Genomic DNA, 11742 nt, shown 5'->3' with positions numbered 1-11742 from the left:
CAATTCTTAATTAACTCTTACAGTTGCCAGACCACAAGACGTTTTTATCAAATTGAAAGGGGTTATATAACTGACTTATAGCTGTAAGCTTTACGGAACCCCCAGCCTAGCTGGGGGTTTTCTCTATACAACAAGAAACCACCAAGTTTTGGTGGTTTTTTTTTAGCTCGATAAAAACAACATACCCGACCAGTCAAGAATATGAGCTGCGTTCTAATCTATAACCATTTAATTGCCCTAACTGCGTTGCAATTGCTTTCTTTCGTCCCCACTATTTTTTACAATCTACCCAAAATAATTATTCAAATTTCGGAGTCCTAATGAGCGACGTAAAGCACTGTAGTCTTTTAATTCTTGGTTCTGGTCCTGCGGGTTATACCGCAGCCGTATATGCTGCGCGAGCAAATCTTAACCCAGTTCTTGTCACTGGTATGCAACAAGGCGGACAGTTAACCACCACTACAGAAGTAGAAAACTGGCCTGGCGATGCAGAAGGTCTTACTGGTCCAGATTTGATGGAACGAATGAAAGAACATGCTGAGCGTTTTGAAACAGAAATTTTGTTCGACCATGTCAATGAAGTTGATTTCAGCGAGCGCCCTTTCCGCTTGAAAGGCGATTCAGCTGAATACACGTGTGATTCCCTTATTATTTCTACTGGCGCTTCTGCAAAATACTTGGGCTTAGACTCAGAAGAAGCGTTTAAAGGACGTGGTGTATCGGCTTGTGCGACTTGTGATGGTTTCTTCTATCGCAATCAAAAAGTGGCGGTTATTGGTGGTGGTAATACTGCTGTCGAGGAAGCGCTTTACCTATCGAACATTGCTTCTGAAGTTCACCTTGTTCACCGCCGTGACACGTTCCGTGCAGAGAAAATTCTCGTTAAGCGCCTGATGGAAAAAGTAGAAAGCGGAAACATCGTTCTTCACACAGATCGCACACTAGACGAAGTACTTGGTGATGATATGGGTGTAACGGGTGTCCGTATCAAAGATACGCAATCAGACGCTACAGAAGATTTGGATGTAATGGGCGTTTTCGTCGCAATTGGTCACCAACCAAATACGGCGATGTTTGAAGGTCAACTCGACATGAAAGACGGCTACATTGTGGTTAAATCTGGTCTTGAAGGAAACGCAACGCAAACCAGTATTCCAGGTATTTTTGCTGCGGGTGATGTTATGGATCACAACTATCGCCAGGCAATCACTTCAGCTGGAACAGGTTGTATGGCTGCGTTGGATGCCGAAAAATTCTTAGATGGTCTAACTGACTAATTCTACAACCGACCAATTCTCTGAGTGACCAGCTATCTAATCGAGCTGCTGACCACTTAGTTTGATTAAAAATCCGGCTTCATAGCCGGATTTTTCGTTTTTATTTTCGACTCTTACGAAGCTTACCGCTGCATCTTTGGCACACTTAGGTATATAATCGCCCTTTCCAAAATAAATTCTGAATTTAAAGTCTCTTACATGGACAAACATAAGCAGCGCGCCTTAAATAAATGGCTCAAGCAACAAAGCAAACTCGCCAAACGCTGGTTAATGATTACCGTCGGTCTAGGCGTCATATCTAGCCTTTTCCTTCTTGCCCAAGCAGCCCTGCTGGCCAACATTCTTCATCAGCTCATTATTGAAAACGCCGACAAATACGACTTACTTCCTCATTTTGCAGGTTTGATTGGTGCCGTTATCGGAAGAGCAATTTGCAGCTGGGGTCGTGAATTAGCTGGATATCGCTGTGGCGAACAGATCCGTATTTACGTAAGACAACTTATCCTCGATCGGCTTCGCGAATTAGGCCCAGCGTATATAAAAGGCAAACCTGCCGGCAGCTGGGCAACCTTACTGCTTGAGCAGGTAGAAAACCTGCAAGACTTTTTTGCCCGTTATTTACCTCAGGTATCACTGTCTGTACTGGTTCCGTTTGTTATTTTAGTGGTGGTTTTCCCAACAAACTGGGCCGCGGGGCTTATCTTTTTAGTAACGGCTCCCTTAGTCCCCTTATTTATGGCACTGGTCGGCATGAAAGCTGCCGATGCTAACCGTAAAAACTTTAAAGCACTGCAACGCTTATCAGGGCACTTCTACGACCGATTACAAGCAATGACCACGATTCGTTTGTTTGACCGAGCGCAATCAGAAACCGAGGTGATGCGAGGCGCTTCTGAAGTCTTGCGCTCACGCACTATGGATGTCTTACGCGTCGCGTTTCTTTCTTCAGCCGTTCTAGAATTCTTCACGTCTATCTCTATCGCCATTACCGCGGTTTACTTTGGCTTTGCCTTTATCGGTGAATTGAACTTTGGTTACTATGGCGCTGCCATTACGTTGTTTTCAGGCTTGTTTATCTTGATTCTGGCTCCTGAGTTTTATCAGCCTTTACGTGATCTCGGTACCTTCTATCACGCCAAAGCCCAGGCCATCGGTGCAGCGGAAAGCTTAGTTGAGTTTCTGGAAACCGACGTCGACAGCGTTACCTCAGGCACATCGGAAATAGCCAAATCCGCACAGATATCTTTAAAAGTGAAAGATTTAATAGTATTCAGCCCAGAGGGCAGTCAATTACTTGGCCCTGTCTCGTTTGACTTAGATACCAGCCAAACGACTGCAATTGTTGGTCCAAGTGGTGCTGGGAAAACTAGCCTTATTAACGCCATACTAGGCTTCTTGCCGTATGAAGGACGCATAGAAATCAACGGCATTGATTTGAAAGAGGTCGATTTAATCAGTTGGCGTAAAAACATAAGCTGGGTGGGTCAGAACCCCCTACTCCTGAACGGTTCTATTTTAGAAAACGTTACGTTTGGTCGTGAAACATCTACAGACACTCTACATCAAGTTTTGAAAGACAGTTATGCCAATGAATTTGTATCTCAACATGGTTTGGATTACATGGTCAGTGATCGATCGGGTGGTCTTTCTGTCGGTCAGGCACAACGACTCGCACTCGCAAGAGCTATGTTACAAAATGGCGAATTTTGGATTCTTGATGAACCCACAGCCAGCCTGGATGCAAGAAGTGAAAAATTGGTACTGGAAGGCTTAGCAAGCCAGATTAAATCCAAAACGACGCTGATGATTACCCACCAACTCTCACCATTGAAAGACGTCGACAATATTTTGGTTATGGCAGATGGACAAATCGTGGAACAGGGGCATTTTGACGCTCTCAATCAACAAAATGGCTTGTTTGCAGACATGCTGAAGTCGAGTATGGATTCACACAACGATAAGGGGAATCTAGATGCGTGATTTATTGCCCTATCTGAAACTCTATAAGAAGCATTGGTTTGGTTTATCGCTAGGGATGCTACTCGCGTTCGCAACGCTATTCGCTTCTATTGGGTTGCTGACGTTGTCTGGCTGGTTTATCGCAGCTTCTGCTGTGGCTGGTTTGTCTATTGCTCGTGAAACCTTCAATTACATGCTGCCAGGAGCGTTTGTTCGTGGTTTCGCAATGAGCCGAACGGCTGGTCGCTGGGGTGAACGCGTTGTGAGCCACAATGCAACGTTCAAGCTTCTTACCGATTTGCGTATTTTCTTTTTCGAAAAATTAACGCCGCTGATCCCAGGTAAAGTTGCCAACATTCGCGATGCTGATCTACTCAACAGATTGGTTGCAGACATTGATGCGATGGACCACGTGTACCTGAGGCTTATTAGCCCACTTGTAGTCAGCACGCTTGGTATCATTTCACTGACGGTTTTTCTTTGCTGGTTTGATCCAGTATTAGGGTTGACCTTGGGTGGCATTTTACTCTCCCTCGTCTTTATCTGGCCCATCATTTTTTATAAGTTAGGTAAGCTCAATGGTCAGCAACTGACGCTCAATAAATCAGACCTTCGGGTTGCAACGCTCGATTGGATTCAGGGTCATGCCGAACTGGTGCTGTTTGGGGTTGAAGAGCGCTACCGCCGTAACATTGCGGATAAGCAAACCGATTTAATGGTAAACCAAGCAAAACATGCCCGAATTACAGGGCTTGCTACTAGCCTTCTTATGCTTGCCAGTGGTTTGACATTAGTGCTAATGATTTGGCTAGCGGCAGATGGGGTTGGAGGACGAGCACCTGATCCTTATATTGCAATGATTGCATTCGCGACAATGGCGAGCTTCGAAGTACTGATGCCCATCGCTGGCGCGTTCCAATATTTAGGGCAAACCGTGACATCGGCTAGACGCCTTAATGAAATTATTCACGCCGACCCAGAAGTCACATTTGTGGAGAAAAGTACCGATCAACCGGATCATTTCTCAATGGAATTGTCTGACGTTACCTTTGGCTATGACCCTTCGGTTCCCGTTGTTAAGAACATTAATTTGTCGGTTGAGCAAGGGCAAAAAATAGCGATTGTTGGCCAAACAGGCTCGGGGAAATCCACCTTGCTGCAATTGGCAACGCGAATTTGGGATCCACAATATGGTTCGGTCTCCATTGGAGGGAAAGATCTTACTCAATGGAATGAAAGTGCCCTAAGACAATCCACTTCGGTGATTAGCCAACGTGTCGATATCTTAAATGGCACTTTACGAGATAACCTTACTATCGCCCTACCGGATGCTGAAGATACACAGCTTATTGATGCACTAGTACAAGTTGGGCTGTCTAAACTGAATGAAGACAAAGGTTTGGATACTTGGCTTGGCGAAGGCGGCAGGCAGCTTTCTGGCGGTGAAAAAAGACGAATCGGCATCGCTCGCGCCATTTTACGCCGTTCCCCTATTGTCCTAATGGATGAACCAACCGAAGGTCTAGATAAGCAAACTGAACAGCAAATGGTTGCCTTATTTGAGAAACACTTTAGCGACAAGACCATGATATTCATTACCCACCGCTTAGTCGGTTTGGACACGATGGATAAAATTTGCCTCATGGAGCAAGGGGAGTTTATTGAAACAGGCAGCCACGCTGAACTCATAGAGAAGAAAGAGCGCTATTATCAGCTTTGCCAAACGCTATAACTCGCCTCCGCACCATACCTTAATTGGTGTATGTGAAAATGTGAGATAAATTGAAGCCAGAGTCCAAGACTCTGGCTTTTACTTAAGTGGTCTCAAAATACATATGCACTTTAACCAAGTTAGAAAACGTTACTTACCAACCGGAAAATGCCCTGTAATTTGATACGTTAATAAATTCAGGCTGAATCAAGACTAGCTCTTTCTCTACCTTTCCACCGCCAATCAGTTCCAGCCCTATTTGCACAGCTTTGCTGCTCATTTGCGCAGGAAACTGTGCTGCGGTCCCCAGCCAGTTTTGGCGATTCTCCTTTAATGCTTCAATCACTAAAGGTGCACCATCGACCGAAGTAATCCAAACATGGGCGCCAGATTGAAGTAATGCTTGCTCTGCACCTAAAGCCGTTGGATCGTTAATCGCAAACACTCCATCTATCTTTTCATAAGCATGAAGTGCATAGGCCATGGCTTCTAAGCCACCATCATAGCTGCCCGTTCCGTTGAGGTTCGCATCCAGTAATTCAATGTCGGGGTAGTCATTAAGAACGGATTTACAACCCGCCACACGATCTAAACTGGCAGAAACAGGAGGACCATTGATGATAAGAACTTTGCCTTTTTCATTGAGTTTATTCACTAGGTTCAAACACGATATTTCGCCCGCTTGAATATTATCCGTTGTAATAGTGACATCCGCACCAGACGCTCTTACGTCTACCGCTATTACACGGATTCCGGCACGTTGTGCTCGGATCACCGCTGGTGCGATCGCCAATTCATCGGAAGCGACAAGCATGATTAAGTCCACTTTCTTATCAATAAAAGACTCAATCTGTTGGATTTGCCGATCTAAATCGTAAGCGCTGGAACGAACGATAACATCGATACTTTTGTTCGGTAATTCCGCCACTTCCGACTTAATACTTTTAATCATTTTGACAAAATATGGGTTGGTAAGATCAGCAACTGACACACCAATAGAATAGTCAGAACTTGCGTAAGCTCTGGGAGCCAGAGCAACACTCACCATCAACAAAAGCAAAAATTCACGCATACATGACACCTTTATTTTCCAACTCCCCCCTTTGGGCAAGGGACCTTTGCGACTGACGTTAGAATAACACCATCAAAGGGGGAAGTTGTTTCGTGTGATTCAGGCAGCAGTGCCCGGCTCTACCGCTCCTGTCATAATAGCAACTGCGTCCGACATAGAGTGTGTTTTCGGTGTGATTATATCTGCACGTTTACCCAGCCTGTGAACATGAATACGATCAGCGACTTCAAAAACGTGGGGCATATTGTGGCTTATCAACACCACTGGAAGCCCTCTGTCCCTTACCTGACGAATCAAGTTGAGTACTTTTCTGGATTCTTTCACACCCAAAGCGGCTGTAGGTTCATCCATGATGACTACTTTACTGCCAAACAAAGCTGACCTTGCTACTGCAACACCTTGTCGCTGACCTCCAGACAGTGTTTCTACCGTTTGGGTAATATTCTGAATGGTCATCAAACCAAGATCCGCTAACTGCTGTTTTGCCCTTTCATTCATGGTTTTCTTATCCAGCATGCGAAAAACTGAACCCAGTATTCCAGGGCGGCGAATTTCACGCCCTAAAAATAAGTTATCGGAAATGTTCAGAGCAGGTGCGACCGCTAAATTTTGGTACACCGTTTCTATGCCCATTTCTCTTGCGTTCATCGGGCTTTTAAATGAAACCGCCTGCCCATCTAACTTCACTTCACCTGCATCAGGAACAAGTGCTCCCGATAACGCTTTAATCAAGCTGGATTTCCCCGCACCGTTATCACCAATCACTGCCAGAATTTCGCCCTTATAGAGATCAAAATCCGCTCCATCCAACGCCGTGACTCGACCGTAACGCTTCACTAACCCTCTTGCTTGCAATACGACATCACTCATACCGATACCTTTCTGATCCAATGGTCCACACCAACCGCGACAATAATCAACGCCCCAACCGTAAACTCTTGCCAAAGCACATCAACACCAAGCAGTGCCAATCCGTTTCGAAACACGCCTACGATGAGCGCACCTATCAAAGTACCGAATATAGAACCTCGCCCACCAAATAAACTGGTTCCACCAATCACCACCGCGGTTATGGAATCGAGATTAGCGGTGTAACCCGCTTGAGGGCTTATCGACCCAATACGACCAATTAACACCCACGCTCCAATGGCACAAACGAATCCAGCAACCACATAAACCGACATCAATATCTTCTGAGTACGAATACCGGCTAGTCTGGCGGCATCTGGATCGTCGCCAGTGGCGTAGACATGCCGCCCCCAAGCCGTCCAATTCAATGCATACCAAATAACGACAAACAACACGATCATGAGCATGGACCCATAGGTTATCCGTGCACCAAACAATTCGACGGTTTCTCCCATCCATTGCAGCAATGGCGCATTCTTGGCAATGGCTTGAGAACGAATGGTTTGGCTGTTGGAATACCAAAGGTTCAGTGCGAAGAAGATATTCCAAGTACCCAGTGTTGCGATGAATGGAGGCAGCTTAAAGCGCGAGACCAGTAAACCATTAATCATGCCCGCCAACGTACCCACCAGCATGCCAATACCAAACGCGAAAACGGGGGGTAAACCAAAATCCATCGCCATGCGCCCCATAACTACGGAACACAAGACCATAATAGCGCCCACCGACAAATCGATTCCGGCGGTTAAAATGATGAGCGTTTGTGCAATACCAAGTACGCCAATAATCGTCACTTGCTGCAGGATCAGTGACATGTTGAACGGGTGTAAAAACCGGTCACCAATCAAAAAACTAAAAATGGCTACCGCCAAGACAAGGACTAAAAATGGTGCTGCGGTTGGCTGATTGTGCAAAAACCGCTGCACGTTTAGGCCAATCGAACTCGGCTCTTTAAATTCAGCAAAGCTTTTGTCCGTGTTTTGCTCCGCTGCTTTTTCAAAATTGGGCTCTGATGACGAAGGGTGTGTCATAGCGTTTTCCTTAACTTTATACATCTGACCTGATAGCACTCGACGCTGTGCTCAGGTTTGTTCCTCATTCACCTTAATTGAATTCAGGTGAATGAGGATTACGCTTTCATTAGTGCACTCTGAACATTACCCCCAACACTTGCCTAACCCTTGTGCTGATGTTGAAGATGCAACGCCATCAACGGGTTCATCTGTAATCAGCTCCACACCTGTATCAAAGAAGCCCTTACCAGGCGTCGCTCCGGGTTTAACACCTGACTTCGCGTATTCCGCAATCGCCTCTACGCCCAAAGAAGCCATTTTCAATGGGAACTGCATCGAGGTTGCGCCGATCACTTTGTCTTTAATGTTTTCTACACCCGGACAACCACCATCAACCGATACAAGGAGCACGTCTTTCTCTTTTCCAACCGCTTTTAGTGCCTCATATGCGCCCGCTGCTGCTGGCTCATTGATGGTGTACACCACATTGATGCTCGGATCTTTTTGAAGAAGGTTTTCCATCGCACGGCGACCACCCTCTTCAGAACCTTGGGTCACGTCATTGCCGACAATTCGAGAATCATCTTCATCACGCATTTTATTCGCGTCTTTTACGTCAACACCAAAACCTTTCAAAAAGCCTTGGTTACGAGCGACATCGACAGTAATACCAGCAGTGCTTAAGTCTAATAGCGCAATTTTGGCGTCTTTCGCTTTTGCACCCAGTTTAGCTTTCGCCCATTGACCAATCAGTTCACCTGCAAGGAAGTTGTCGGTCGCAAACGTTGCATCGGCAACATTGGCTGGAGAAAATGGCGTGTCCAGAGCAATCACAACTATGCCGGCTTTACGAGCACGCTCGATAGAAGGTGTTAATGCGACAGGGTCACTTGCGACAATCAAAATGCCCTTCGCGCCCGATGAAATAAGATTTTCTACCGCTTGAATCTGTGAATCGTTATCTCCATCGTATCGCCCAGCGAAAGAACGCAATTCCATTCCCAATTCATTCGCTTTGGCTTCCGCCCCCTCTTTCATCTTGACGAAAAAAGGATTGGTGTTGGTTTTGGTGATTAAACCCACAATGGTTTTGTCCGCAGAAAATGCATGAGGTGCGCTGAACATGGCAGCCGTTAATGCGGCAATAGTGACTAGCTTTTTCATGGTTTACTCCCTTACAAGTTATAGATCCAAGGTCAGTTCCTTCCTTGGTTTTACAAAAGTGACAGGGAAAAACTAATGAATGATTTCAAAGCGAGAAAAACTCGTTAACAATTGAAATAAAGCTTCTAGTATTTTGATTTAATAGAATTATTTACGTACAACAATTACGCTATATTTATCATTGCTTTTAATTGTTCATACTGAAAAGGTTTGGCAATAAAGCGCCATTCAGGATTCAAATGATGGTGTTCGATTAGAGATTCGATCGGTAGCCCCGAAGTGAGTATAACGGGCAAGTTAGGACTTTCAGAAGCCAAAATCTGGCGTAGCTGCACACCGTCTTCAGTTGAGCCCAAATTCACATCGGAGATAACAAGGTCGCACGTATTTACCGCCAAATGCTCCAGTGCATGTTGCACTGAATGAACCACACTCACTTCAAAATCCATTAGTGCAAGCTGCTCTCGAATAACACCGGAAACTTCGGCGTCATCTTCGACCAATAAAACTGATGCATTAGGCTTAACAGTGATAGCGTGGTTACTGAATTTTTGTTGTCCATGTTCTAATTTAGGCTGCTGACCAATTGGAAGAATGAGCTTAACGCTTGTACCTTGTGATAAAGTCGATTGCATGTCGAGTTCTCCTCCACTTTGTGTCACAAACCCATAAACCATACTGAGCCCTAAACCGCTCCCCTCGCCAGTTGGCTTGGTCGTAAAAAACGGCTCTAAAGCGCGCTGCATGGTTTCTTCACTCATTCCATCACCGGTATCGATGACTTCTAGAATAATGTGTTCACTTTGAGGTGATTTGTACGTCGATAAAGTGAGCTCTCCACCTTTGGGCATAGCCGAAGAACTGTTTAAAATTAAGTTTAAGAGCGCATTCTCCAACTGAGAAGGGTCAACATAGATACACTGTTCCCCCAGCGCCAAATCCGTATTGACTGTGATATTCGGTGTTACGCAATAGGCCGATATATCAAGAACACTCGCAATCAAATCATCCACTAACACCCATTCTGGATACAGTTGCTGCTTGCGGCTAAATGCCAATAGCCGCTCCACCAACTGGCTGCCTTTTTCGGTCACTAATAGCGCTCTGGAAAGATATTTTTCTTGGCTTTCACTGAGGTTTGGCAACATTTCGAGCAGCTGTAGATTCCCCATGAGTGAGGCCAGTAAGTTGTTAAAGTCGTGCGCGACTCCGCCCGTAAGTTGCCCCAACATTTCCATTTTTTGGGCTTGTTGCAGTTGCTGCTCTATCGCCTTTCTTTCTGAGAGATCACTGTAAAGTGTTACAAAGCCACCCTCTGGCATAGGCTGACTCCGAAATTCAATGATCCTGCCATCATCGAAATAGCGCTCAAATACTGCCGAACGCCCTTTCCTTTCTTCATTTAACTCTTGTAGCTCTAACGTTTCTTGCATTAAGTTTCGCGTGCGAAAAGGCGTTCTTGCCATGAGTGTTTGTAAATCATTTAACGGCATGCCAACCGTCACTTCATTTGGTTGGAGCTTGAATAACGTCAGGTAACGTCTATTCCACGCAACTAAGTTATCTTGATCATCAAACACACTGAGCCCATCTTGAATATTGTTGAAGATGGCTTCGAGCAAATTCTTTTGAACTCGCAAATCTTCTGTCACTCGGACTTTTTCGATGGCTTCTGTTTGGAATGCTTCGAAGGTTCGAGCCAGTTCCCCTATTTCATCATTACGCTGAATATTCGCCACGGCGATATTGGTCTTACCTTGCGCTAAGCTCGACATTTCTTCGGTCACCGTTTTGAGATCTCTTGTCAACACTGAGTTGAACCGGTGGAGATAAATACCACTCAGCAGCAACAGTAATATGATGATAGAAATGAATACAGTTGCCCGATCTATCGCCCTTTCCGATTGCTTTTGTTGAAACCTCAAATGTTGCTGCAAGGCAATCACAAACTCATGTACAGATGCGGTCATTTGATCCGATTGCGCCCGAATGGAAGAAAGAACATACGCATTGTTACGGCGAACCTCAGACACATTTTTCTGCTGGGCTTTGAGCTCCGATAAAATATTTGAGATTCCAGAAAGTGCTTGTTGATTCGCATATATCTCCATTTGTTCAATAAGAACATGAGGCACGGCCATTGGATTTCGAGTAAAGGCGTTAATGAATACCTCTCCTTGACTGTGAGCCATTAGAGGATGCAAGTCGAATTGAAGTGAAAGAAGATCTTCACGAGTGAAAAGTTCTTTCGTTACGTTGGCTAGCAAGGCTTGAATGGATGTATCCAGCGTTTCTACTTTTTTCAATAAGGTATCTTTTGCTTCTGGATTGTTTAGGTGGTCCGCTACGGACTTAAGATCCTTGATTTTTTCTTGCAGCCTTTGGCTCTCATTTTGAACATGAAATGGTCGAGCAAAATCCGCAGCATAAGGCGCCATTGCCGCGACTTGAGCAACGCTTTCTGAAAGGCTTAGCGCGGTATTGATATCTTCGAGGGTTTCGGAGGCAATATCCTCAATAAGAGCTTGGTTCTGCTGAGTGGTATAGACAAAAACACTGGCAAGAGAAAGGGTAAGCAGCAAAGTACCCACAACTGAAAATAGGAGCTTAGTGCGGATACTTTGCAACCGGATCATA

The 11742-nt window shown here is 45.2% G+C and carries 8 protein-coding genes; 3 read left to right on the top strand and 5 right to left on the bottom strand.

Annotated elements, in window-relative coordinates:
• The first annotated feature begins 320 nt into the window (after positions 1–320).
• The 3 genes from trxB (at position 321) to cydC (ending at position 4968) form a co-directional block, all read left to right on the top strand.
• Complete coding sequence (trxB, locus tag VPNCDNU1_RS13395; RefSeq protein WP_101111277.1) at positions 321–1277, top strand: thioredoxin-disulfide reductase; 957 nt, start codon at positions 321–323, stop codon at positions 1275–1277.
• A 198-nt stretch (positions 1278–1475) separates the two neighbouring features.
• Positions 1476–3257: a heme ABC transporter permease/ATP-binding protein CydD gene (gene cydD, locus VPNCDNU1_RS13390; protein ID WP_104400773.1), complete on the top strand. Its 1782-nt coding sequence runs from the start codon at positions 1476–1478 to the stop codon at positions 3255–3257.
• The gene (gene cydC, locus VPNCDNU1_RS13385) at positions 3250–4968 is read left to right on the top strand and encodes a heme ABC transporter ATP-binding protein/permease CydC (protein WP_104400772.1); all 1719 of its coding nucleotides are present in this window, start codon (positions 3250–3252) and stop codon (positions 4966–4968) included. The genes cydD and cydC overlap by 8 nt, the downstream gene beginning before the upstream one ends.
• Positions 4969–5101: 133 nt before the next feature.
• Here cydC and VPNCDNU1_RS13380 read toward each other — a convergent pair whose 3' ends face one another.
• The 5 genes from VPNCDNU1_RS13380 to VPNCDNU1_RS13360 all read right to left on the bottom strand — a co-directional run bounded on the left by VPNCDNU1_RS13380 (position 5102) and on the right by VPNCDNU1_RS13360 (position 11741).
• The gene (locus VPNCDNU1_RS13380; RefSeq protein WP_104400771.1) at positions 5102–6019 is read right to left on the bottom strand and encodes a substrate-binding domain-containing protein; all 918 of its coding nucleotides are present in this window, start codon (positions 6017–6019) and stop codon (positions 5102–5104) included.
• Positions 6020–6118: 99 nt separating this feature from the next.
• The gene (locus VPNCDNU1_RS13375; RefSeq protein WP_101111273.1) at positions 6119–6889 is read right to left on the bottom strand and encodes an ATP-binding cassette domain-containing protein; all 771 of its coding nucleotides are present in this window, start codon (positions 6887–6889) and stop codon (positions 6119–6121) included.
• Positions 6886–7959 carry an ABC transporter permease gene (locus VPNCDNU1_RS13370; RefSeq protein ID WP_104400770.1) on the bottom strand — a complete coding sequence of 358 codons (1074 nt, stop codon included), beginning with the start codon at positions 7957–7959 and terminating at the stop codon, positions 6886–6888. The genes VPNCDNU1_RS13375 and VPNCDNU1_RS13370 overlap by 4 nt, the downstream gene beginning before the upstream one ends.
• A gap of 126 nt (positions 7960–8085) precedes the next feature.
• A complete protein-coding gene (locus VPNCDNU1_RS13365; protein ID WP_104400769.1) occupies positions 8086–9105 on the bottom strand; it encodes a sugar ABC transporter substrate-binding protein in 1020 nt (339 codons plus the stop codon).
• Positions 9106–9269: 164 nt separating this feature from the next.
• Complete coding sequence (locus VPNCDNU1_RS13360; protein ID WP_104400768.1) at positions 9270–11741, bottom strand: hybrid sensor histidine kinase/response regulator; 2472 nt, start codon at positions 11739–11741, stop codon at positions 9270–9272.
• Position 11742: the final 1 nt, after the last annotated feature.

It is taken from the genome of Vibrio penaeicida, assembly GCF_002933855.1.
Classification (GTDB): domain Bacteria; phylum Pseudomonadota; class Gammaproteobacteria; order Enterobacterales; family Vibrionaceae; genus Vibrio; species Vibrio penaeicida_A.
Note: the sequence above shows the minus strand (reverse complement) of the source record. Positions and strands in the feature narration are given on the sequence as shown.